Genomic DNA, 22,274 nt, shown 5'->3' on the forward strand with positions numbered 1-22,274 from the left:
GGGGTACGGGAATGTCCGAGGAGGTGGGCATGATGGTCGACGATCCGCGGGTGACGTTCATCGGCACCGCGACGACGGTGTTACGGATCGGCGGGTTCACCCTGCTGACCGACCCGAACTTCCTGCACCGGGGTCAACGGGCGTACCTCGGCAAGGGCTTGTGGTCCCGCCGCCGTACGGACCCGGCGCTGCGGATCGCCCAGCTTCCCCACCTGGACGCCGTGGTCCTGTCCCACCTGCACGGCGACCACTTCGACCGGGTGGCCCGCCGGGAACTCGACCGCGAGCTGCCGATCGTCACCACGCCCGCCGCCGAACGCAAGCTGCGACGCTGGGGGTTCCGGGCCGCCGACGGCCTGCCGACCTGGTCGTCCCGGGAGCTGCACCGCGACGGTACGACGGTGCGCCTGACCTCGATGCCCGGCAAGCACGGCCCGGGCGTCCTGGACCGGCTGCTGCCCGACGTGATGGGCACAATGATCGACGTGGAACGCGCCGGGCGGCGCGAGTTCCGGCTGTACGTCACCGGCGACACGCTCAACCGGCCGCTGCTCGCCCCGATCGCGGAACGCTACCCGGACATCGACGCCATGCTGATCCATCTCGGTGGCACGAAGGTCGCCGGAATCCTGCTCACCATGGACGCCCGGCAGGGTGCCGACCTGGTGGAGACGGTCTGTCCGAAGCTGACCGTGCCGATCCACTACGACGACTACCCGGTCTTCCGCTCACCACTGGCGCACTTCGTCGACGAGGCTCGCCGTCGGGGCTGGGTCAGGCAGGTACGCACCGTCGCGCGGGGCGAGACGGCGACGCTCGTTCCGTGACCTCCGTCGTCATTGATCCCGCTGACTAACCTCAGCGCCATGCCGTCGTTCCTGGCCAACGGGACCCGTCCGAAGGTCTGGCCATCCCTTCCGCTGGCGCTGCTGCTCCCCTGCGGCCTGCTGATACTGCTGGGTGTCACCGACGACCGCGAGCCACCCCCGCCCTTCGGCGTCCTGACGCCGGCGACGGTGGTCGCGGTGGAACCGGCCCGGACCTCCGACGGCCCCTACGTGCTGTTACGTGTCGACGCGGTCGACGGGCCCACCACCTGCGGCATCTACGAACGGTCGTTCCCGGACCGGCGGCTACCGCCCCTGCACCAGCAGCTCACCATCGACTACAGCCCGGACCGCTGCCTGCCGGAGCCGGTCAACACCGAACTGCCCCGGTGGGTCATCGTCGCCATGGGGGCCGTCGGACTGACGGTGTCACTGCTGTGGCTCTGGGCCGGCCCGCGCCTGCAACGATTGAACCGTCGGTGACGCTTCCGTCAGTGTCGGTCGGGGCGGAACGGGTCCCGGGCCGGACCCTGCTCGGCCCAGCACAGACCACCCCGGAACTCCACCCCCGGTACGCCGTCGCCGAGCCGACCGATGTCCACCACGGCCGCCAACGAGGTGACGAGGTCCGACCGTAGGTCCTCGACGGCCGTCTCGAGATCGTCGTCCTCTGCGGACCAGTCGATGTCGGCCGCCCGCAGGTCGGCGATCGCGCGACCGGTGACCGCCGCGGGGTCGGTGACGACCACCTCGACCCGACAGTAGAGCTGCACGGTCACCGGGGCCGACAGTTCGTCCATGCACGCATCATGACAAGGGCGACCCACGATCCGACACGTCATTACCGGAGCGGCCCGGGGATCGGCACCTCACCCCGGATCGCCCTGCCGGCCAACTCGACGCGCTCCGGGTGCAGCCTGTCGTCACCAAGTGGATGACCAGGCGAATTGATGCAGCGTTGCCCCGACGCGGCGCTGCACACCGGGCAGGAGAGGAAGAACCCGCAGGATGACACGAGTTCCACGCCCTGGGCCAGCGCGGATCTGCCGATCTTGATAAGTGCCTTGAACAGGTCGTCATCCTGGTGCCGCGTGGCGGCAGCGGCCACCTCCCGCATCCCCTCCCAGAACTTCTCCGCCGAATCTGGTTCGTTCACGTCGATGCGCACGAGCGTGGATCCCCGCGTCCCGTGCCGGTAAACGCGGGCTCATGCGGTACGCCCGTCGGCGGTAGGATCCCCAGGCTTTGATCTACAACGGGGAGGACTATCCACATGCGATGGAAGATTCCGGCCGGAGTCGCGATAGCGCTGGCCTTCATGGTTCCGGCGGCGCCGGCAATGGCACAGAGCGCGTCGCCCGGGCTCGACCAGAACTGCCAGACAGTCGAGCGCAAGTCGTTCAAGGACATCCGCGAGCTGTTCACCATCGACCTGGACACCGCCACCACCACGCAGCTCCGGGTGCTGACGGCCCAGATCCTGCACTACGCGAACACCGAGGGCCTGCCGACCCTGCCCGACGTCATCCAGGAGCGGCTAAACGGCACCTCGGATGACCTGCGCGCCTGGCTCAAGACCGACGCCCAGAAGGTCTGGGCTGTTGACCTGCGAATCTCGGTGGTCCGGACGCTGACCGCCGCTGGCCCCAAGGTGAAGGAGGCCACGCAGAAGACGCTCGACGAGGCATCCGTCGACGGCTACCTGGCCTACCTGAACGAGGGCCTGTACGCGGCGCGCGCACTCGACTGCGCGTCGCAGCCCACCCCGACGCCGACGGCGTCGCCGACGACGCAGCCCACCCCCAGCGCCTCGTCGACCGTCGCGCCGACCGCGGCCACCTCCACCAGCCCGGTCGCCGGCGGCGGCGGACTCCCCGTCACCGGCGCCGACACCGCGACCGTGGCCGGAATCGGCGGTGCGCTTCTCCTCGTCGGCGGCGCGAACTTCGTCATCGCACGCCGACGCCGCGCCCGCTTCGTGGCGTAGCTGCTTTCCTGACGCGCCCGGTCCGACACCCGTCGGGCCGGGCGCGTCGCGTTGAACGGCGTGACCAGCGCTGATGCCTGATCTGAAGCCGTCAGCATCGCGCGCCGGGCGTGTCCGGGGCCCTGTACAACCGGCACCCCGCTTGTCATGATCCACCGGTGACTGCTGCGGATCTTCCTGCCCAGTTCAGACCGATCATCGAGCAGGTGGTCGACCGGATCGCCGCCGGCGACTTCGACGGTCTGGCCCGCGACCACGCGCAACCGGACAGCGACGTGGGCCTCTGGGCGCGTGAATACCCCGCGACGTTCATTCCGCTACCGCCCGAGGCATGGCGGCACGTCCACACGTTCTTCCTCGCTGACCATGACGCCTGGAAGGTCGACGTCGCCCTCTGGTCCCTGGAGGAGGGACGAAGCGACATGACCCTGCAGGTGACGGTCTGGGAAGAGGCCGGCGCAATCAAGCTGACCATCGATGACCTGCACGTTCTCTGAGCGGGAACGGCGTGATCGCTTGGCTCTGCTCGGAACCGAGGCCAACCGGGAAAAGTGGTGGAGCCCAGGGGACTCGAACCCCTAACCCCTGCCTTGCAAAGGCAGTGCTCTGCCAGTTGAGCTAGGGCCCCGTGAATGACGGCGACCGGATCGCCGCCAGCGGTGACGTCAGCGCAGGTCGGGCGCGGTGGTCGCCTCGTGCCAGAGGGCACGCTCGTCGTTGGCGGCCTTGACCTTGTTGAAGACGACGGCAGCCACACCGACGACGCCGGCCAGGATCAGCAGCTTCTTGAACATGGTGCAACCCCTCGTGCTCGACGACCGTCGGACGATGTGCGGTGGGGCTAGCTGGAATCGAACCAGCGACCTCAGAGTTATCAGCTCTGCGCTCTAACCGACTGAGCTATAGCCCCGCGTTGCGACGAGCAAGATTAACCCATCCGCTACGCCGGCCCCAAATCGGGGTCCGACCGGCGGGCCGGGCCGTCGACGCCCGCAAAATCTACCCGAGTACGAGACGTCGGGGCGACCGCATTCCGCAGTGCCCCGACGCCCCGTGCACACTCAGTCCCGCTCGGCGAGCGTCAGCTCGATCCCGCCGACCAGGTCGGCGCAGACGTTGTAGACGAACGCCCCCAGCGTGGCCAGCGCGGTGAACAGCACCACGTTGACCAGGCCGATCAGTGCCGAGCTGAGGATCACGCCCTTGGCGGTGATCTGGAACCCGCTGGTGCTCTGCCCACCGCCGGCGTTCACCAGGTCGCTGAGGCTGTCGTTCACGCTCTGGAACACGCCCATCGCGTCCAACGCCAGGTACAGCACCGACGTGGCGACCACCACGACGATGAACAGCACCACCGACACCGCGAACGCGAACTTCATCACGGACCAGGGGTCGATCCGCTTGAGGTTCAGCCTGGCCCGGCGTGGCCCGCGGGACGCCGCCGAGCTGACCGACGTACGCGCGGCACGGACCGCCTCACCGACGCGGGCAGCCCCGACGGCGGACGGGTTGCCGATCCCCGGCGGCAGACCGCCACCGCTCGCGGGGCGACCACCGGGGGTCGTACGCCCCGAATCCGGCGGGGTCATGCCCGGTGTGATCCGGGGCTGTGTGCCGGTGGCACCGGTCGATGTCGCCTGACCGGGCCGGGTGCTGATCGGCTGCGTGGTGGTCGGACGCGCCGGGTTCGGGGCGGCCGCGGTGGGGGCCGCCGCAGTGGAGGTCGACGTCTCGCCGGCCGACTTCTCGGCCTTGGCGTCACCCGATCCCGCGTCCTCGCCGGGCTGCTCCGGCGGGGGTGTCATGCCGGGAGCCCGGGTGAATTTCGGGGCAGGCGCGTCGGCGGGAACCGTGGCCCGGCCCACGGCCGCGCGGCCGGTCGCTGGTGTGCCGCCCTTGGCGGCCTCCTCGTCGACCGGGTTGGCCGAGGTCCCCGTGTTCCCCGACTTCGCCTGTGTCTCCGTCATTCAACTAGTCCTGTTCGTCAGGCTCGTCGGCATTGCGAGCAATCGCCACGATAGTCACGCCGTCCGGGAGGTCCATCAGCTTGACCCCCATTGTGTTCCGGTCACGCGTACGGCGTACAGGCTTCACCGGAGTCCGGATGACACCACCGTTGCTGGTGATCGCGAACAACTCGTCGTCCGGGTCGATCACCACCGCACCGACCAGACCACCGCGCCGCTCGGTGATCTTCGCAGTCAGCACGCCCTTACCTCCCCGGCCCTGCACCGGGTATTCCTCGATCGGGGTACGTTTCGCGTATCCCCCGTTCGTGGCCACCAGGACGTCCAGACCCTCCCGAACGACCTCCATGGCGAGCAGGACGTCGTCGTCCGTGAAGCGCATGCCGATCACGCCCGAGGTGGCCCGACCCATCGGCCGCAGCGCCTCGTCCGAGGCGTTGAACCGGATCGCCTGCGCCTTCTTCGAGACCAGCAGCAGGTCGTTCTCCGGTGCCACCAGAGCAGCACCGACCAGCTCGTCCTCATCGCGCAGGTTGATCGCGATGATGCCGCCGGAACGGTTGGAGTCGAACTCCTCGAGCCGCGTCTTCTTCACCAGGCCGTTCTTCGTGGCCAGTACCAGATAGGGCGCTACCTGGTAGTCCGGGATTTCGATGATCTGCGCGATCTGCTCATCCGGTTGGAAGGCGAGCAGATTGGCCACGTGTTGGCCCTTGGCTACCCTACTGGCTTCCGGCAACTCGTACGCCTTGGCCCGGTACACCCGGCCCTTGTTCGTGAAGAACAGGATCCAGTCGTGGGTCGAGCACACGAAGAAGTGGCTGACGATGTCGTCCTGCCGCAGCGTGGCGCCACTGACGCCCTTACCGCCGCGCCGCTGCGAGCGGTACAGGTCGACCTTGGTCCGCTTGGCGTACCCGGTCCGGGTGATCGTGACGACCACGTCCTCCCGGGCGATGAGGTCCTCCATCGAGACCTCGCCGTCGAACGGGACGATCTGCGTACGCCGATCGTCGCCCCACTTCGCGATGATCTCGCCAAGCTCCTCCGAGACGATCCTCCGCTGCCGCTCCGGCTTCGCGAGGATGTCCTTCAGGTCGGCGATCTCGATCTCGAGCTTGGCCAGGTCGTCGAGGATCCGCTGCCGCTCAAGGGCGGCGAGGCGACGCAACTGCATGTCCAGGATCGCGGTCGCCTGGATCTCGTCGATCTCCAGCAGCCGGATCAGGCCCTGCCGGGCGTCGTCCACCGTCGGCGACCGCCGGATCAGCGCGATCACCTCGTCCAGCGCGTCCAGCGCCTTGGACAGACCGCGCAGGATGTGCGCCCGCTCCTCGGCCTTGCGCAGCCGGAACGCCGTCCGCCGGCGGATCACGTCGATCTGGTGCTCGACGTAGTACCGGATGAACTGCGCCAGGTTGAGCGTGCGCGGCACCCCGTCCACGAGCGCCAGCATGTTGGCGCCGAACGTCTCCTGAAGCTGCGTGTGCTTGTAGAGGTTGTTCAACACCACCTTGGCGACCGCGTCGCGCTTGAGCACAAGCACGAGCCGCATACCGGTACGACCGGAGGACTCGTCGCGGATGTCGGCGATCCCGGCGAGCTTGCCCTCCTTGATCAGCTCGGCGATCCGCTCGGCGAGATTGTCCGGGTTCACCTGGTAGGGCAGCTCGCTGACGACCAGGCAGGGCCGACCCCGCTTGTCCTCCTCGACCTCCACCACGGCCCGCATCCGGATGGAACCGCGACCCGTGCGGTAGGCGTCCTGGATCGCGCTCGTGCCGACGATCAAGCCGTACGTCGGGAAGTCCGGACCCTTGACGATGCCGAGCAGGGCTTCGAGGGTCGTCGCCTCGTCCTCCTCCGGGTGCTCCAGGCACCACTGCACGGCCGCGCCGATCTCCCGCAGGTTGTGCGGCGGGATCTTGGTGGCCATGCCGACCGCGATGCCCTCGGAGCCGTTGACCAGCAGGTTCGGGATCCGCGACGGCAGGATCGTGGGCTCCTTGGCCCGGCCGTCGTAGTTGTCCTGCATATCGACGGTGTCCTCGTCGATATCCCGCATCATCTCCATGGCCAGCGGGTCGAGCTTGCACTCGGTGTTGTGGCTGACGAACCCGTCCGAGACGAACGAGTGGTCGTCGGTGTCCACCCGGACGCTGTAGACCGGCTGCACGCCGGCGTCCGTGATCTGCGCCACCTCGGCGTAGTAGAAACGCCCGTCGACCAACGGCTCGACCACGTCGAGCACCTCGGAGTTGGTGATCCGGGCCGCGATCTCGGCCCGGTCCCGCTCCCACCGCTCGATGCGGTCCACGTTGTGCCGGCGCAGCCAGTCCCGCTCGGTCCAACGCGTCGCGCCGTGCTCGCGGATGAAGTCGCCGACCAGCGGCACATGGTCGCTGGAGAGCGCGGTGCTGCTCGCCGGCACCTGGGCCAGCTCGGCCTCCAGCTTGGCCTGCTTACGGCCGAGGAAACCGACGTGCGCGGCGAAGATCCGGGCGTCCCGGCGGTTGGTCACCACGACCTTGATCTCGCCGTCGTCGTACCGGGTCTGCCGGCTGACCACACCGAACTCCAGCAGCAACTGCTGGACCTCGGTCGCCAGCCGCTCGCTGCGCGTCGAGTACGAGATCTGGATGGTGTTGCGCGGCAGCAGCGACGACGAGCCGTCGCCCTCGAACAGCGCCTGAAGGAACGCCCGCTTGACCGCGGCCGGCCCCTGCCAGACGAACTCGGGAACGAACTTCGCGGCGCTGCGCGCGCCCACCAGCTCGCCGAGGAAGCTCGCACGCAGCGCGGTGAGATCCTGCACGTCGAGTTCGTGCAGGGTGCTGCCCGAAGCGATGGCCCGCTCGCTGACGTAGCGGGGTCCGCCGACGGCGAGGTCGTAGGCCGCGAGGACGCGGATGAAGAACTCCCGGTCGACGTTGTTGAACCCGGCCCGGTTCGGAGAGACCCAGCCCTCGCTGACGAAGGCGCCGGCGAGGACTGCAGCCTCGACATGCTCCAGCATCGGGTAGCCGATCTCGTCCGGCACGCTGCGCTGGAGAACGACCCGGTCACCGGGGGCGATCTCGGCGAGCAGCTTCCACAGCAGGGTCGGCACGCCGGCCAGGTCCACCAGGCACAGCACCGGGTGGTTGTGGGTGCCGGTCAGCTCGTACCCCTCGCGGGTGCGCAGCCGCAGCGTCGGGTGCTCGCCGGAGTGGAAGAACTTGCTGGCGCGGACCAGGTCGCCGTTGCGGTCGCGGACCTTGAGGTCGATGTCGGTCTCGCTGGACGGCGCGGCGTCCGCCACCACGTCCGCGATCCGCACGCTGCCCTCGGCGGTGCGAATCCGGACATTTCCGATCAGACAATATCTCATGGCGGCGGCCGGATCGTTACCGGGCGAGCCGAAGTTGCCGTTGCCGTCGACCAGTGGGTAGCGCAGCGACCAGGGCTGCGCCATCCGGACCAGCGCGTCGTAGATCGGCGAGTCGCCATGCGGGTGGAACTGGCCCATCACGTCGCCGACGACGCGGGAGCACTTCACGTAGCCGCGGTCCGGGCGGTAGCCGGAGTCGAACATGGCGTAGAGGATCTTGCGGTGGACCGGCTTGAGCCCGTCCCGGACGTCCGGCAGCGCGCGCCCGACGATGACGCTCATCGCGTAGTCGAGGTAGGAGCGCTGCATCTCCACCTCGAGCCCGACCGGTTCGATCCGGTCGTGCGCGACCACCGCGGCGATGGCCTCGGCAGGTACCTCAGGCTCGTTCGGTGTGGACTCGGGAGAATCGGTCACTGTATACCCTTATCAGACTCAGAGTCGTTTTCGTGCTGTGGATAACGGCTGTGGATAGCCGCCAAGCTGTGGATAACTCTGTGGACCGGCGGGCCGGCCGGGTTCTGCCCGGCCGGCCCGCCGACGTCCGTCAGATGTCCAGGAACCGCACGTCCTTGGCGTTGCGCTGGATGAACGACCGGCGGGCTTCGACGTCCTCACCCATCAGGACGCTGAACAACTCGTCTGCGGTTGCAGCGTCGTCGAGCGTGACCTGACGCAAAGTGCGGGTCGCCGGGTTCATCGTGGTCTCCCACAGCTCGGGATAGTTCATCTCGCCGAGGCCCTTGAACCGCTGGATGTCGTCCGGCTTGGCGTTCGGCTTCTTCTGCTGGCGCAGCGCCACCAGCCCGTCGCGTTCCCGGTCCGAGTACGCGTACTGGGCGTCGTCGCCCTTCTTGTTCCACTTGATTTTGTAGAGCGGCGGGGCCGCCAGGTAGACGTGCCCCAACTCGACCAGCGGACGCATGAAGCGGAACAGCAGGGTGAGCAGCAGCGTCTGGATGTGCTGGCCGTCGACGTCGGCGTCGGCCATCAACACGATCTTGTGGTAGCGCAGCTTCTCGATGTCGAAGTCGTCGTGGATGCCGGTGCCGAGCGCGGTGATCAGCGCCTGCACCTCGTTGTTCTTGAGCACCCGGTCGATCCGGGCCTTCTCCACGTTGAGGATCTTGCCGCGGATGGGCAGGATCGCCTGGACGCGCGGGTCACGACCCTGCTTGGCCGAGCCGCCCGCCGAGTCACCCTCGACGATGAAGACCTCGGACTCGCGCGGGTCGGTCGACTGGCAGTCGGCGAGCTTGCCGGGCATCGAGCCGGACTCCAGCAGCGACTTGCGCCGGGCCAGCTTGCGGGCCTGCTGCGCGGCGATGCGGGCGCGGGCGGCCTGGGACGCCTTCTGGATGATCATCTTGGCCTCGGCCGGGTTGCGGTCGAACCAGTCGACCAGCCGGTCGTTGCAGACCCGCTGCACGAAGCTCTTCACCGGGGTGTTGCCGAGCTTGGTCTTGGTCTGGCCCTCGAACTGCGGGTTGGTGAGCTTGACCGAGATGATCGCCGCGAGCCCTTCGCGGATGTCCTCACCGGAGAGCTTCTCGTCGCTCTTGAGCAGCTTCTTGTCGGCGCCGTAACGGTTGACGACGCTGGTCAACGCGGAGCGGAAGCCCTCCTCGTGGGTGCCGCCCTCGTGGGTGTTGATGTTGTTGGCGAAGGTGTAGACCGACTCGCCGTACGACTCGTTCCACTGCATGGCGATCTCGAGGGACATGCCCTCCTCCTCGGCGCCGAACTCCACCACGGTCTTGTGGATGGGGTTCTTCGAGGCGTTGAGGTGCCGGACGAAGTCGGCGATACCGCCGTCGTACCGGAAGGTGACCTCGCGCGGCTTGCCGTCCTCGCCCTCGGCGACCCGCTCGTCGAGCAGGTGGATGGTGAGGCCGCGGGTGAGGAAGGCCATCTCCTGGAGGCGCCGGTAGATGGTCTGGAAGTCGAAGTCGACGGTCTCGAAGACGTCCGCGTCCGGCCAGAAGGAGACCGCCGAGCCGGTGCGGTCGGTGCTCTCGCCCTTCTCCAGCGGAGTGGGCTTGGAGTTGTGGTACTGCTGCCGCCACACGAAACCGGACTTGTGGATCTCCACGGCCATCTTGGTGGAGAGCGCGTTCACCACGGAGACACCGACGCCGTGCAGACCACCGGAGACGGCGTACGCCTTGCCGTCGAACTTGCCGCCCGCGTGCAGCACGGTCAGCGCGACCTCGACACCCGGCTTCTTGAGCTTGGGGTGCAGGTCGACGGGGAAACCCCGGCCGTTGTCGGTGACCCGGACGCCGCCGTCGGCGAGCAGCACCACGTCGATGGTGTCGCAGTACCCGGCCAGCGCCTCGTCGACCGCGTTGTCCACGACCTCCCAGACGAGGTGGTGCAGACCGCGTTCGCCGGTGGACCCGATGTACATACCGGGCCGCTTGCGGACCGCCTCCAGACCTTCGAGAACGGTGATCGACTCTGCGCCGTACTCCTGCTTGTCCTGCGCTGCCACCCTCGGCCACTTTCTCGCGTCGTCGGCGCCGGTGGGGCGCGTCGGGCGCGGGTTCGGCGGGACAGGACGCGACGTCGGCGCGCGGACCGGTGCCGGAGACCTCCGGACAACGGGTCGAACGCGCCGGTCGCCGCGGTCGCCCGCGGATCGCGATCGGCTCGACCCGGAGTGGAGAATGACCTGGGGCCACCGGCCCCGTTCCCGCGCTCCGCACCGGGTCTTCGTCTCGCTGTCAATCCTACTGTGCGTGGGGGACAGAACCACCACTCGGCACCCTCAACGAGGCGGCTGAGATGTCCGTAGCCGGCAGAACCCCGTTACCCTCGACTCCCCCCACACGCCAGGCTCTGTTCGGACGCGCCGCACCCGAACGGGTTGACCCGCGCTCGGGCGGGTCGGGGGTCGCGGCCGGATCGTCCGTGCCGTACGTTTGCGGCGCCCCGGGTAGCGGCCTTGATCTTTACCGGCCGGAACCGGGACGATCGACCCGATCGACCCGACACGTGCTCTTTAAGAGGTGACAGATGGGGCTGGACAACGTCGCGGTGCACTGGCCGCGGACCGGCCGCTTCTACGATCCGGTGGCGCCGGCCGAGTTCGTCGACTTCGGCGAGATCGTCGACATCCCACGGATCTCCGCGCCGACGGCGGCGCTGGCCGAGCTGATCGCGAAGACCGGCACCGTCCGGGCGACCGCGTACACCGAGCTGGTGGATCTTCTGCTCGGCCTCGAAGGTGTGTTGTACGCCACAGACGCCGCCGCCGAGGACGAGGACCCGGTGATCGACCCGGACGGCTGTGCCTGGATCGCCGGCGGCATCGAACGGTTCGTGGCCGGCCACCGGGAGTACGGCGAGACGGTCACCTTCGACTCGGTGAGCACCGTGCTGCGGGCGCTGCTCGGCGACGGCCGACTGGCGGAACAGCAGTTGCGCTGGCTGGACACCCGGCTCGACGCGTTGCGCGACGAGAGCGGTGATCCGCCGCAGTGGAACTTCACCTGTGCGGAGTTGGGCGTGCTGGCGGCGTTCTACCGGCGCTGCGCCGAGCGCGGCTTCGCCGTCTACGCCGACGCCTGAGCCGCCGGCCCGGCGGGCCGGTTGGCGGCGGCGATCACCTGGGTGAGCGCCGCGTGCAGGTGTTGCAGGTCCTCGACGGGCAGTCCGAGACGCTGCACGATGGCGGCCGGGATCCGCTCGGCCTGGGCGCGCAGGGCCACCCCGCTGGCGGTGAGCGTGACGGCGAGGCTGCGCTCGTCGGCGGCGTCCCGTTCCCGGCGCAGGTAGCCGGCCGCTTCGAGCCGCTTGAGCAGGGGTGACAGGGTGCCCGGGTCGAGCTGCAACAGGCGGCTGAGGTCGCGGCCGGACAGCGGCGCGTGTTGCCAGAGCGCCAACATCACCAGGTACTGCGGATGGGTCAGCCCCATCGGCTCCAACAGCGGTCGGTAGACGGCCACCACGCTGCGCGCCGCGACCGACAGGGCGAAGCAGACCTGTTGCTCCAGCGCCAGCGGGTCGAGGCCCGGCGGCTGGTTGCTCTCCTCATCCACGGCAACTACCCTACCGATCATTGGTACACCAACTGTTGGTGTGGCAACCCTAGGGTTCTGGCACGCGGAGGGACGGCGGATGAGCGAGCACGGCGCGACCAGCAGGGCACCGGGCGAGGGCGGTCGTCTCCTGAGCTGGGCCTTCCGGCACTTCGCCGGGCCGGCCGACGGCGTGCAGGGCGCGGTGCAGGGCGGTTCGACCGCCGCCCGCGAGGCGTGGAAACGTGACCTGGCCGAGCGCAAGCGCTTCACTCGGGAACAGCGCGAGCGCAAGCGGGCGGCCCGGGAGGCCGGCCGGCAGCGCTGAGTGCCGGCTCAGCCGTAGGTGTCGCGGGGCCCCCGACCACGTACCCGGCGCGGGCCCTTCTGCCAGGACGGCGCGGCCGGACCGTGGATGTGCAGCTTGCGCACCACGTTGTGACCGACCTCCTGGGCGATCTGCTTGAGCAACGAGCCGGCCAGCAGCCGGAGCTGGGTGGCCCAGGCCGTCGAGCGGGCCTCCACGGTCAACTCGCCGTCCTCCAGCTTGACCGGCCGGCTGTGCTGGGCGACCTCCGCGCCGACCACCCGCTCCCAGGCCCCGAACACGGTGGCCTCGGCCGCGGGCTGCTGCCAGCCGCGCGCCTTCACCAACCGGTTCAGCACCGCGCCCAGGGGCTGCGGGTCACGCGGGTCGGGCCCGGGGCCCGAGTAGCCACGCAGCCGCCGTCCCGAGCCGCCGGCGCCGTCGGTACCACCGCCGGTGGTCCGCCGGGTGCGCGCCGCCGCCTGCCGGCGGGACAGCGCGGCGTCCAGCACCGCCCGCGCCAGCTCCGGGCCGCTGGGCCCGTCCGGCTGCCCGTCGGTCGCCCCGGCCTCAGGGGTACGCCCGCCCGGAGCGTTCCCGGCCTGCCGGCCGCTGCCGGTGGAGGTAACGCGCGACGACCGGTTCTCCGGCTCATCCGACACGGCTTACCGTCCCCTCGCCGACCTGATAGCGGGTGCCCCGCAACGCGGCCGGAACGTCGTCGTCCACCGCACAGGTGACCAGCAGTTGGCTCGCTCCGCCGACCAGTTCCGCCAGCCGTTCCCGGCGCCCGGCGTCCAACTCCGCGAAGACGTCGTCGAGCACCAGGACCGGTTCGATGCCGTCGGCGCGCAGCAGGTCGTACCCGGCGAGCCGCAGCGCGAGCGCGAACGACCAGGATTCGCCGTGGCTCGCGTACCCCTTGGCGGGCAGCGGGCCGAGCGACAGGGCCAACTCGTCGCGGTGCGGCCCGACGAGCGTGGTGCCCCGTTCGATCTCGGCGGACCGGGAGGCGGCGAGCGCGGTGGTCAGCGCCTCGGCCAGGGTGGCCCGGTCGGTGGTCGGTTCGGCCAGTTCGACCGAGGGCCGGTAGGCGATACCGGCCGCGCCCCGGCCGGCGGCCACCGCGTCGTACGCCTTCGCGACGTGCGGAGTGAGCGCGGCGACCAGCTCCAGTCGGCCGGCGAGCAGTTCCGCGCCGTGCTGGGCCAGGTGGGTGTCCCACACGGCGAGGGTGCCGAGGTCACCGCCCCGGGTGCCGCCGGTCTTGCGGGCGAGGTACGCGGTACGCAGCAGGGCGTTGCGCTGCTTGACCACGCGTTCGTAGTCGGCGCGTACGCCCGCGTAGCGCGGTTGCCGGTTGACGAGGAGGTCGTCGAGGTAGCGGCGACGCTCGGACGGGTCGCCGCGGACCAGCTCCAGGTCCTCCGGCGCGAACAGCACCAGCCGCAGCGCGCCGAGCACGTCGCGGGCCCGGCGGGCGGGGGACCGGCCCAGCCGGGCGCGGTTGGCCCGACCCGGCACGATCTCCAGCTCGACCAGGAGTTCCCGCCCGTCGTGGACGACCGCGCAGCGGATCACCGCGGCGGAGGCGCCCATCCGGACCAGCGGCGCGTCCGTGGCGACCCGGTGCGAGTCCAGGGTCGCCACGTAACCGAGCGCCTCGACGAGGTTGGTCTTGCCGACGCCGTTGGCGCCGATCAGGACGTTCGCCCCCGGCTGGAGGTCGACGGCGACGCGCTCGTACGAGCGGAAGTCGACAAGTTCCAGCCGGCGGACGTACACAGGTTGTGGATACCGCTCAGCGCTTGTGGACGGCGTGACCGCCGAACTGCTGGCGCAGCGCGGCGACGGCCTTCATGGCGGGCGAGTCGTCCTGGCGCGACTGGAAGCGGGCGAACAGGGAGGCGGTGATGACGTTCAGCGGTACGGCGAGCCGGACCGCCTCGTCGACCGTCCAGCGCCCCTCACCGGTGTCCTCGGTGTAGCCGCTCAGGTCGGCCAGCTCCGGGTCCTCGTCCAGCGCCCGGTCCAGCAGGTCGAGCAGCCAGGAGCGGACGACGGTGCCCTCGCGCCAGGACTTGAACACACCGGGGACGTTGGTCACCAGCTCGGAGGCGGTCAGCAGCTCGTAGCCCTCGGCGTAGGCGTGCATGAGGCCGTACTCGATGCCGTTGTGCACCATCTTCGAGTAGTGCCCGGCGCCCACCGGGCCGGCGTGCACGAAGCCGAACTCGCCCTCCGGCTTGAGCGCCTCGAAGATCGGCATGAGCCGGTCGACGTGCTCCTGGGCGCCGCCGACCATCAGCCCGTAGCCGTTCTGCCGGCCCCAGACACCCCCGGAGACGCCGACGTCGACGTAGCCGATGCCGCGCTCGTTCAGCCGCTCGGCGCGGGGCGCGTCGTCGCTGAAGCGGGAGTTCCCGCCGTCGATGATGATGTCGCCGTCCCCGAGCACCTCGGCGAGCTCGTCGATCGTGGCGTCGGTGACGCCGGCCGGCACCATGACCCACACCGCGCGCGGTGCTTCGAGCTTCTGCGCCAGCTCGGCGAGGTCAGCCGCGTCGCTCAGCTGCGGGTTGTGATCGAATCCGACCACTTCGTGGCCGGCAGCCCGCAACCGCTCGCGCATGTTGCCGCCCATCCGGCCGAGTCCTACCAGGCCGAGCTGCATGTGTTCCTACCTCCGTGGATCTGGTGTTGCTGGGCCGATCAGCGAGAGACGCGGATCGGCATGATGAGGTACCGATACCCCGGAATTACCTCACCATCCTCGCCGGCGGGTGAGATCACCGCCGGCTTGAAAGCGTCGACGAACGAGAGCACGGCGGTCTGCGCGCCGAGGTTTGCCAGGCCGTCGATGAGGTACTGAGGGTTGAAGCCGATGGTGAGCGGGTCACCGGTGAAGGTGGCCTCCATCGCCTCGCTCGCCCGCGCCTCCTCGGAGCCGCCCGCCTCGACCACCAAACCGTCGGCGCTGAAGCTGAGCAGCACCGGGGTGGTGCGCTCGGCCACCAGGGCGACCCGCTTGACCACCTCGATCAGCGTGCTCACCGGCACCCGCGCCTCGGCGTTGTGGGTGGCCGGGAAGAGCGAGCGCACCGGCGGGTAGTTGGCGCCGTCGAGCAACCGGCTCGTGGTGCGACGGGTGCCACCGGCGAGGCCGACCATGCCCTCGCCCGCCGCGCCCTGGGCGAGGGCGAGGGTGACCTCGCCGCCCAGCGGGCCGAGCGCCTTGGCGGTGTCGTTCAGGGTGCGGGCCGGGACCAGGGCGTTGATGCTGACCTCGGGGTCGTCCGGTCGCCACTGGATCTCGCGCAGCGCCAGCCGGTACCGGTCGGTGGCGAGCATCGACAGCGTGCTGCCGGAGAGCTCGACGCGGACCCCGGTCATCATCGGCAGCGTCTCGTCACGACCGGCGGCGATGGCCACCTGGGCGACCGCCGTGGCGAAGGCCGCGGCGTCGACGGTGCCGGCGCTCTGCGGCATCTCGGGCAGCGCCGGGTAGTCCTCCACCGGCATGGTGGGCAGGGTGAACCGCGCGCTGCCGCAGACCAACTCGAGGTGGGCGCCGACCGCGGCGATGTCGACCGGCTTGGCCGGCAGCGCCTTGGTGATCTCGGCGAGCAGGCGGCCGGAGACCAGCGCGGCGCCGTCGGCGTCACCCTGTACCTCGACGGTCACCTGACTGGAGACCTCGTAGTCGAACCCGGAGACCCGCAGGTTGCCGTCGGTGACGCGGAGCATCACCCCGGCGAGCACCGGTACGGACGGCCGGTTGGGCAGGCTCTTCGCGGTCCACGCCACGGCCTCGGCGAGCGCGTCGCGCTCCACTCGGAACTTCATCAATGCCTCCGCGTCGACGTCAGCGACAACTCTCTCATGCCGACCGCTGCCTACCGTCCCGCCCGACCGTGCGGGTACCCATCGCACCTTAGGGCGCGGGGACATCGGCTGTGCGCCCGACCCCATGGATCGTGTCGATGCTGACCGGCCTGTCTGGCAGCGTTCAGCACGATCCACAGAAAGCCCAACGGTGATGATTGGTTTTTGTTCTCTTAGAAGAGATAACCCATCGTCTTCATCGCACCTGTGCAAACTGTGGAGAACTCGGGTCTGCGCAGCTCAGGCAGGTTATCCCCCGGTGAGTTGGCTGTGGAGAACCGGGTGTGAAACCGCGTCGGTTGTCCACACCCCGGCGACGAGGGCCGGTTGTCCACCGTTGTCCACCGGTTGTCCACCGGTAATCCACCGACTTTCTCCCCAGGGTTGTGGACGGTCGAGAAGATCACCATTGCCGTTGTCCCCAGAACCTTCAACAGGCCGTACACAGCTCGACGATCGTCGGTGGATAACTTCGTCGTCGTCCCCAGGCGTCCACAGCGTCGTACACAGGGTTTCTCCACAGCCTGTGGGTAACCGAGGCGAGACCGACCGTAGTTATCCACCGACGGTGGATAACAAGGTGTGGACAACGAGTGAGCTTCGGGGTGGACACGGCACCGATGCTGTGGCCTACACCATGTCGAGGGTCAAGCGGAAAGCTCGTCGGACGGCGCGACGAGCGCCGTCGGAGGCGATCGAGGCACCGCCGCGCCCCATGGAAAGAACGCCCGGCCGGGTCTCCGGCCGGGCGTGTCCCGGGGCGTGTGGTGGCGTACCCCTCAGGTGTTCTGCTTGATCCGGTTGGTCAGCTCGGCGATCTGGTTGTAGAGCGAGCGCCGCTCGGCCATCTGCTGGCGGATCTTGCGGTCCGCGTGCATGACGGTGGTGTGGTCCCGCCCGCCGAACGCCTGCCCGATCCGGGGCAACGACAACTCGGTCAGCTCCCGGCACAGGTACATGGCCACCTGGCGGGCGTTGACGAGCACCCGGGAGCGGGACTGGCCGCGCAGATCCTCCAGGCTCACCCCGAAGTAGTCGGCCGTGGAGACCATGATCTGGTCCGCCGTGATCTCCGGGCCGGCACCGTCCGGGATGAAGTCCCGCAGCACCTCCTCGGCCAGCGACAGCTCCACCGTCGAGCGGGTCAGGCTGGCGAACGCGGTCACCCGGATCAGCGCGCCCTCCAGCTCCCGGATCGAGTTCGACACCCGGGAGGCGATGAACTCGAGCACGTCCGGCGGGGCGTAGAGCCGCTCCTGCGCCGCCTTCTTCTGCAGGATCGCGATCCGCGTCTCCAGGTCCGGCGGCTGGATGTCGGCGAGCAGACCCCACTCGAAGCGGGTCCGCAGCCGGTCCTCAAGCGTCGCCAACTGCTTCGGCGACCGATCCGAGGTGATCACGATCTGCTTGTTGGCGTTGTGCAGGGTGTTGAAGGTGTGGAAGAACTCCTCCTGCGTGCGCTCGCGGTTCTCCAGGAACTGGATGTCGTCGATCAGCAGGATGTCGACGTCGCGGTAGCGCCGCTGGAACGCACTGGTCTTGTCGTCCCGGAGCGAGTTGATGAAGTCGTTGGTGAACTCCTCGGTCGAGACGTACCGCACCGACCGGGCGTTGCCGAGCGTCGTGGCGTAATGCCCGATGGCGTGCAGCAGGTGCGTCTTGCCCAACCCGGAGCTGCCGTAGATGAACAGCGGGTTGTACGCCTTCGCCGGCGACTCGGCCACCGCCACGCTCGCCGCGTGGGCGAACCGGTTGGACGAGCCGATGACGAACGTCTCGAACATGTACTTCGGGTTCAGCCGGTTGCCGCCGGTGTCGGCGCCGGGCAGCCGGCGCTCGTCCCGCCCGCCGGGGCGGTGCTCCATGCCGCTGCGACCCGGGCCGCTGTCCGTCGCGCCCTCCCGGGGCAGCGGACGGATCACATGCTGGTCCCGGGGCGAGGTGGCGTCCTCGCGGTAGCGGGGCTCGAAAGGCCGGGTGTCGGGGCCGGGCGGGTCGAGGCGGGCCGCCTGCTCGTCGTACCCGCGCCGCTCGGTCGACGGTCGAGGCGACCGCATCGGCTCGACGAAGGCCGCGCTGAACAGTGCCTCCTGCCCGTCCCGGCTGGCCGGGATCAGCCCCGGCCGGTGTCCGTCCACGGTCGTCGCGGGGGGTGGGCCCGCCGGCGCCGGCGGTACCGCGTTCTCGGGCGGCCGCGGCTGCTCACCGAGGGCGTCGTCGGCCATGGCTCGTCCGGCGTACTCGTCCGCACGCGGACCCGCGGGCGGCTCGTCGACGTCGAGTGGCCCGGGCTCCGGGGTGCTGCGGTAGACGGTGCCGGCCGGGCGGCCGGTGGCGTCCTCGGCCACCCGCACGGTCACGGCGACCTGGATCGGCCGGCCGAGCCGGCGGGTCAGCGCCTCGGTGATCGCCGGGCGGAGCCGCGACTCGATCACGTCCCGGGTGAAAGCGTCCGGCACCGAGAGCAGCGCGGTGTCCTCGACGATCGCCCGCAGCCGGGTCAACCGGAGGTAGGCGCGCTGCTGGGCAGAGATGATCTCGTCGGCGAGCTCGTCGGTCGCCGCCAACCACACCGCGGCAAGGTCGGTCGTACCGGCCACCGTCGTGCCACCCCCTCGCCTCTGCTCCCGGCCGCCGCTGTCTGCCAGCCGCCCGTCCCGGGCCCGCCGCGTGCACGGGTGGAACATCACCCACCCGGACAACTGACCAGCGCTCGTCCACAGGTTATCCACAGCCTGTGCACCGACCGATTATGGCCGCCCGCCGGGCGCGGGACCTGCCCCTGCCTGGACGGCCGCTGAAGCGGGTTCACCGTGCCGAACGATTCACCAGCGTGTCCGGTCTTGCCTGCGCGCGACGACCGGAGCATCCGACGCTCACCGCAATCGGGCACGGTAACAGCGTTGTCCCTGCGCCATCAACCGGCGACGCCTGAGCGACCTTGTCGGCATCAGCGAAAACCGCCCCTTCGGTCCCGGGCGCGTCCCGACCCCCCTCCTGCGGGTGTTTGACGGTCATTGCACCCCTGCGTAGGCTGGAGCGGCTGCTCTCTCGCCCTCTGCTAGGGTGATGGATGCTTGCTGTCCGCGGTCGCTTCCCCGCATCGCCGGTCCCGCTCCGCAGGGCAGCACCGAACGGTGGCCATCGTCGAGGTGGCCTGGACCACCCCACGACCCCGGCGATCCCGTCGCGCGGGGCGCGTACGAAAACGGAGAGCCTGACGTGAGCAAGCGCACCTACCAGCCGAACAACCGCCGGCGCGCGAAGACCCACGGCTTCCGGCTGCGCATGCGCACCCGTGCCGGCCGTGCCATCCTCTCGAGCCGCCGCGCCAAGGGTCGTACCACCCTGTCGGCCTGAGCCGATCGGGCCGGTCCGGGGGACGTGGGCAGTCGTGCTGGCCGCCGCACAGCGACTGCGGCGCAGCACTGACTTCGCCGCAGCGGTTCGTGGTGGCCGTCGCGTCGGCCGAGGCGCCCTCGTGGTCCACCTGACCATGCCGTCGGCCACCGACCCCAGCGCAACGACCTCGCCGAAGCCGGCGCGGGCGTCTGGCGCGGAGCAACCCTCCGCACCGGCCCGCGCCGGTTTCGTCGTATCCAAGGCGGTCGGCAACGCGGTGGTCCGTAACAAGGTGCGGCGCCGCCTCCGGGCGCTGGCCCGGGAACGGCTGGGCGCGCTGCCCGACGGCAGCACCCTGGTCGTCCGGGCACTGCCCGCCGCGGCCGAGGCGTCGTACGCCCGGCTCACCACCGACCTGGACGCCGCCATCGCGGTTGCCCGGTCACCTCGGGAGAGGCGGCCCCGGTGAGCGCCGACCCGACCTCCACCCGCCAGACGTCAACCGGTGCCAAGGTGCTGATCGCGCCCATCATCGCGTACCGTCGGTGGATAAGTCCGGCACTGCCGGCACGCTGCCGGTTCTACCCGTCGTGCAGTGCGTACGCCCAGGAGGCGCTCGTGCGGCACGGCGCGCTCCGGGGAGCCGTGCTGGCGGTCCGGCGGTTGCTGCGCTGCCACCCCTTTCACCCTGGTGGACATGACCCGGTTCCGGAGCCGGGCGGTCGCCGCCGTGTCGATGTGACTGGAGCCCCGAATTGAGTCTCGACTGGATCTACTTCGCGATTTCGTGGATCCTGCTGACCTGGCACTCTGCCTGGGACGCCATCGGGGTGCCCGTCGACGCGGTGATCGGCACCAACTTCGCCTGGATCCTGGCCATCGTCTTCCTGGTGGTCACCGTCCGGGTCATCCTGTTCCCGGTCTTCGTCAAGCAGATCAAGTCCCAGCGGGCGATGCAGGCGTTGCAGCCCAAGGTCAAGGAGCTGCAGGAGAAGCACAAGGGTGACCGGGAGACGCTCCAGAAGGAGATGATGGAGCTCTACCGGAAGGAAAAGGCCAACCCCCTGATGGGCTGCCTTCCGATGTTCCTCCAGATTCCGGTCTTCCTGGGCCTCTTCCACGTGCTGCGTCGCCTCGACCCGGCCAAGCAGAGCAAGACGCTCTACGGCTGGACGGTCGAGCAGTTCGACAGCGCGTCGAACGCGAAGCTCTTCACCGCCCCGATCGCCGGCAAGTTCGGCTCGACCGCCGACGAACTGGCCCGTCTCGGCGCGAACGGCACCACCGTCAAGATCATTGCTGGTGTCCTGGTGCTGGTCATGATCGCGACCACCTACCTGACCAGCCGGCAGATGATCCTCAAGACCGGCTGGGCCGAGGACCCGCAGCAGCGGATGATCCAGCGCCTGATGCTCTACGGCATCCCGGCCTCGCTGCTGATCTCCGGCGCGATCTTCCCCATCGGTGTGATCATCTACTGGGTCACGAACAACCTCTTCACCCTCGGCCAGCAGCAGTGGGTGCTGCGGAAGTTCCCGCCGCCGGTGACCGCGAAGAAGGCCACCGCCCCCGCGGCCAGCCGCAACCCGGTGCAGCCCGCCAAGTCGGGTGGGCTCTTCGGGCGGGGCAAGGCCGCCCCGGCCGCGCCCGTCAAGGCCGCCCCGCCGAAGGTGGCCGGCCCGAAGCCGGGCGCCAAGCCCGCCAACCCGAAGAAGAGCCGCCCCGCCAAGCGGCAGGGCTGACGAACGCCGTGCGCCGTCGCCGGGCAACCGGCGACGGCCCGGGCCCCGCACCGCGCAGCCGCCGTACGGCCGGCGCCGGGCGGAACCGGCCGCGCGCGGCGCGGTCACGGGCGACACTGCCCGTACAGACGTGCCCGTGGGCACCGGCGACCTCCCGCCGGCCCCGGGAAACCAGCGGACCCCGACGGTCCGGCCGAGCGAGTACGGAGATGACACCGTGACCGAGACCAGCATCCCCCGCGCCGAGCAGTCCCTGGACGAGGAGGAGACCGCGACGCTCGAGGTGGACGGCGACGACACCGAGGCCGACGACGACACCGAAACCCCCGCCGGTGGTCGTGAGAAGAAGAGCACGGGCGAGAGCGACCTGTTCCGGCAGAGCGAGATCGCGGCCGACTACGTCGAGGGACTGCTCGACATCCTCGACTACGACGGCGACATCGACGAGCTGGTGGCCGGTGGCCGTCCCGTCGTCGAGGTGGTCGGCTCCCGACTGCAGAACCTGGTCGGCCAGCGCGGCGCGACCCTGGAGGCGCTCCAGGAGCTGACCCGGCTCGCCGTCTTCCGGCAGACCGGCTCGCCGAGCCGCCTGCTGCTCGACGTCGGTGGCTACCGGGCGAACCGCCGCAAGGAACTCGCCGCCGTCGCCAAGAACGCTGTCGAGAAGGTGAAGGAGTACGGCGAGCCCGTGCGCCTGGAGGCGATGAACGCGTTCGAGCGCAAGTGTGTCCACGACGTGGTCAACGCCATGGCCGGTGTGGCGAGCGAGTCGGAGGGCGTCGAGCCGAACCGTCGCATCGTCGTACGGCCGGCGGACTGACTCCG

Annotated in this window: 23 protein-coding genes and 2 tRNA genes; 11 read left to right on the forward strand and 14 right to left on the reverse strand. The window is 69.8% G+C overall.

The genetic code is table 11. The features are described from left to right. The first annotated feature begins 11 nt into the window (after positions 1-11). Both AC3EN4_RS12980 and AC3EN4_RS12985 read left to right on the forward strand, forming a co-directional pair. Complete coding sequence (locus AC3EN4_RS12980) at positions 12-827, forward strand: MBL fold metallo-hydrolase (RefSeq protein ID WP_435206158.1); 816 nt, start codon at positions 12-14, stop codon at positions 825-827. Between the two features lie 39 nt (positions 828-866). Beyond that, complete coding sequence (locus AC3EN4_RS12985) at positions 867-1,310, forward strand: hypothetical protein (RefSeq protein ID WP_435206159.1); 444 nt, start codon at positions 867-869, stop codon at positions 1,308-1,310. 8 nt (positions 1,311-1,318) lie between these two features. Here AC3EN4_RS12985 and AC3EN4_RS12990 read toward each other — a convergent pair whose 3' ends face one another. Beyond that, a complete protein-coding gene (locus tag AC3EN4_RS12990) occupies positions 1,319-1,627 on the reverse strand; it encodes a hypothetical protein (protein WP_435206160.1) in 309 nt (102 codons plus the stop codon). A 41-nt stretch (positions 1,628-1,668) separates the two neighbouring features. Beyond that, a complete protein-coding gene (locus AC3EN4_RS12995) occupies positions 1,669-1,995 on the reverse strand; it encodes a zinc finger domain-containing protein (RefSeq protein ID WP_435206161.1) in 327 nt (108 codons plus the stop codon). Positions 1,996-2,100: 105 nt separating this feature from the next. On the opposite strand from AC3EN4_RS12995, the gene AC3EN4_RS13000 reads away from it, so the two are divergent. Both AC3EN4_RS13000 and AC3EN4_RS13005 read left to right on the forward strand, forming a co-directional pair. Further along, the gene (locus AC3EN4_RS13000; protein ID WP_435206162.1) at positions 2,101-2,814 is read left to right on the forward strand and encodes an LPXTG cell wall anchor domain-containing protein; all 714 of its coding nucleotides are present in this window, start codon (positions 2,101-2,103) and stop codon (positions 2,812-2,814) included. 158 nt (positions 2,815-2,972) lie between these two features. Further along, the gene (locus AC3EN4_RS13005; RefSeq protein WP_435206163.1) at positions 2,973-3,311 is read left to right on the forward strand and encodes a DUF7668 domain-containing protein; all 339 of its coding nucleotides are present in this window, start codon (positions 2,973-2,975) and stop codon (positions 3,309-3,311) included. A 55-nt stretch (positions 3,312-3,366) separates the two neighbouring features. Here the strand turns inward: AC3EN4_RS13005 and AC3EN4_RS13010 are convergent. The 6 genes from AC3EN4_RS13010 to gyrB form a co-directional block, all read right to left on the reverse strand. Then, positions 3,367-3,442: transfer RNA gene (locus AC3EN4_RS13010), tRNA-Ala, on the reverse strand. Positions 3,443-3,479: 37 nt separating this feature from the next. Continuing rightward, positions 3,480-3,608: a DLW-39 family protein gene (locus AC3EN4_RS13015; RefSeq protein ID WP_007453934.1), complete on the reverse strand. Its 129-nt coding sequence runs from the start codon at positions 3,606-3,608 to the stop codon at positions 3,480-3,482. Between the two features lie 42 nt (positions 3,609-3,650). Continuing rightward, a tRNA-Ile gene (locus AC3EN4_RS13020) sits at positions 3,651-3,724 on the reverse strand. A 151-nt stretch (positions 3,725-3,875) separates the two neighbouring features. Further along, positions 3,876-4,781, reverse strand: coding sequence for a DUF3566 domain-containing protein (locus tag AC3EN4_RS13025; RefSeq protein WP_422737563.1), 906 nt, complete (start codon positions 4,779-4,781; stop codon positions 3,876-3,878). 4 nt (positions 4,782-4,785) lie between these two features. Continuing rightward, complete coding sequence (gene gyrA, locus AC3EN4_RS13030) at positions 4,786-8,568, reverse strand: intein-containing DNA gyrase subunit A (RefSeq protein WP_435206164.1); 3,783 nt, start codon at positions 8,566-8,568, stop codon at positions 4,786-4,788. 130 nt (positions 8,569-8,698) lie between these two features. Next, positions 8,699-10,645 carry a DNA topoisomerase (ATP-hydrolyzing) subunit B gene (gyrB, locus tag AC3EN4_RS13035; RefSeq protein WP_422737561.1) on the reverse strand — a complete coding sequence of 649 codons (1,947 nt, stop codon included), beginning with the start codon at positions 10,643-10,645 and terminating at the stop codon, positions 8,699-8,701. A 524-nt stretch (positions 10,646-11,169) separates the two neighbouring features. Here gyrB and AC3EN4_RS13040 point away from each other — a divergent pair. Then, positions 11,170-11,724 carry a hypothetical protein gene (locus AC3EN4_RS13040; RefSeq protein ID WP_422737560.1) on the forward strand — a complete coding sequence of 185 codons (555 nt, stop codon included), beginning with the start codon at positions 11,170-11,172 and terminating at the stop codon, positions 11,722-11,724. On the opposite strand, the gene AC3EN4_RS13045 is transcribed toward AC3EN4_RS13040, so the two are convergent. Then, positions 11,709-12,194 carry a MarR family winged helix-turn-helix transcriptional regulator gene (locus tag AC3EN4_RS13045; protein WP_435206165.1) on the reverse strand — a complete coding sequence of 162 codons (486 nt, stop codon included), beginning with the start codon at positions 12,192-12,194 and terminating at the stop codon, positions 11,709-11,711. The two genes, AC3EN4_RS13040 and AC3EN4_RS13045, sit on opposite strands and share 16 nt — an antisense overlap. A gap of 79 nt (positions 12,195-12,273) precedes the next feature. Here AC3EN4_RS13045 and AC3EN4_RS13050 point away from each other — a divergent pair, with 79 nt between their 5' ends. Next, positions 12,274-12,501: a hypothetical protein gene (locus AC3EN4_RS13050; RefSeq protein WP_435206166.1), complete on the forward strand. Its 228-nt coding sequence runs from the start codon at positions 12,274-12,276 to the stop codon at positions 12,499-12,501. Between the two features lie 8 nt (positions 12,502-12,509). On the opposite strand, the gene AC3EN4_RS13055 is transcribed toward AC3EN4_RS13050, so the two are convergent. The 5 genes from AC3EN4_RS13055 to dnaA form a co-directional block, all read right to left on the reverse strand. Further along, complete coding sequence (locus AC3EN4_RS13055) at positions 12,510-13,142, reverse strand: DciA family protein (protein ID WP_435206167.1); 633 nt, start codon at positions 13,140-13,142, stop codon at positions 12,510-12,512. Further along, complete coding sequence (gene recF / locus AC3EN4_RS13060; RefSeq protein ID WP_435206168.1) at positions 13,132-14,265, reverse strand: DNA replication/repair protein RecF; 1,134 nt, start codon at positions 14,263-14,265, stop codon at positions 13,132-13,134. The genes AC3EN4_RS13055 and recF overlap by 11 nt, the downstream gene beginning before the upstream one ends. A gap of 16 nt (positions 14,266-14,281) precedes the next feature. Then, positions 14,282-15,154, reverse strand: a complete 873-nt coding sequence (gene gnd / locus AC3EN4_RS13065) for a phosphogluconate dehydrogenase (NAD(+)-dependent, decarboxylating) (RefSeq protein WP_422737555.1) — start codon at positions 15,152-15,154, stop codon at positions 14,282-14,284. A gap of 38 nt (positions 15,155-15,192) precedes the next feature. Next, on the reverse strand, positions 15,193-16,326 hold the full coding sequence (dnaN, locus tag AC3EN4_RS13070) for a DNA polymerase III subunit beta (RefSeq protein ID WP_435206169.1): 1,134 nt from the start codon (positions 16,324-16,326) through the stop codon (positions 15,193-15,195). 818 nt (positions 16,327-17,144) lie between these two features. Further along, a complete protein-coding gene (dnaA, locus tag AC3EN4_RS13075) occupies positions 17,145-18,965 on the reverse strand; it encodes a chromosomal replication initiator protein DnaA (RefSeq protein ID WP_435206170.1) in 1,821 nt (606 codons plus the stop codon). Between the two features lie 622 nt (positions 18,966-19,587). Between dnaA and rpmH the strand changes: the two genes are divergently transcribed. The 5 genes from rpmH to AC3EN4_RS13100 all read left to right on the forward strand — a co-directional run bounded on the left by rpmH (position 19,588) and on the right by AC3EN4_RS13100 (position 22,269). Then, complete coding sequence (gene rpmH, locus AC3EN4_RS13080) at positions 19,588-19,725, forward strand: 50S ribosomal protein L34 (protein WP_007453904.1); 138 nt, start codon at positions 19,588-19,590, stop codon at positions 19,723-19,725. Between the two features lie 34 nt (positions 19,726-19,759). Continuing rightward, positions 19,760-20,176, forward strand: coding sequence for a ribonuclease P protein component (gene rnpA, locus AC3EN4_RS13085; RefSeq protein ID WP_435206171.1), 417 nt, complete (start codon positions 19,760-19,762; stop codon positions 20,174-20,176). A 44-nt stretch (positions 20,177-20,220) separates the two neighbouring features. Further along, the gene (yidD, locus tag AC3EN4_RS13090) at positions 20,221-20,466 is read left to right on the forward strand and encodes a membrane protein insertion efficiency factor YidD (RefSeq protein ID WP_435206185.1); all 246 of its coding nucleotides are present in this window, start codon (positions 20,221-20,223) and stop codon (positions 20,464-20,466) included. Continuing rightward, positions 20,463-21,449, forward strand: a complete 987-nt coding sequence (gene yidC, locus AC3EN4_RS13095) for a membrane protein insertase YidC (protein ID WP_435206172.1) — start codon at positions 20,463-20,465, stop codon at positions 21,447-21,449. Before yidD ends, yidC begins: the two co-directional genes overlap by 4 nt. 217 nt (positions 21,450-21,666) lie before the next feature. Further along, on the forward strand, positions 21,667-22,269 hold the full coding sequence (locus AC3EN4_RS13100) for a Jag family protein (protein WP_422737549.1): 603 nt from the start codon (positions 21,667-21,669) through the stop codon (positions 22,267-22,269). The last annotated feature ends 5 nt before the right edge of the window (positions 22,270-22,274 follow it).

The organism is Micromonospora sp. bgisy143 (assembly GCF_057708145.1).

Excerpts from the sequence above, each read along its gene's own strand:
- AC3EN4_RS12980 (WP_435206158.1), top strand. The coding sequence starts at position 12 with ATGTCCGAGGAGGTGGGCATGATGGTCGACGATCCGCGGGTGACGTTC.
- AC3EN4_RS12985 (WP_435206159.1), top strand. The coding sequence starts at position 867 with ATGCCGTCGTTCCTGGCCAACGGGACCCGTCCGAAGGTCTGGCCATCC.
- AC3EN4_RS12990 (WP_435206160.1), bottom strand. The coding sequence starts at position 1,627 with ATGGACGAACTGTCGGCCCCGGTGACCGTGCAGCTCTACTGTCGGGTC.
- AC3EN4_RS13000 (WP_435206162.1), top strand. The coding sequence starts at position 2,101 with ATGCGATGGAAGATTCCGGCCGGAGTCGCGATAGCGCTGGCCTTCATG.
- AC3EN4_RS13015 (WP_007453934.1), bottom strand. The coding sequence starts at position 3,608 with ATGTTCAAGAAGCTGCTGATCCTGGCCGGCGTCGTCGGTGTGGCTGCC.
- AC3EN4_RS13025 (WP_422737563.1), bottom strand. The coding sequence starts at position 4,781 with ATGACGGAGACACAGGCGAAGTCGGGGAACACGGGGACCTCGGCCAAC.
- AC3EN4_RS13040 (WP_422737560.1), top strand. The coding sequence starts at position 11,170 with ATGGGGCTGGACAACGTCGCGGTGCACTGGCCGCGGACCGGCCGCTTC.
- AC3EN4_RS13050 (WP_435206166.1), top strand. The coding sequence starts at position 12,274 with ATGAGCGAGCACGGCGCGACCAGCAGGGCACCGGGCGAGGGCGGTCGT.
- gnd (WP_422737555.1), bottom strand. The coding sequence starts at position 15,154 with ATGCAGCTCGGCCTGGTAGGACTCGGCCGGATGGGCGGCAACATGCGC.
- dnaN (WP_435206169.1), bottom strand. The coding sequence starts at position 16,326 with ATGAAGTTCCGAGTGGAGCGCGACGCGCTCGCCGAGGCCGTGGCGTGG.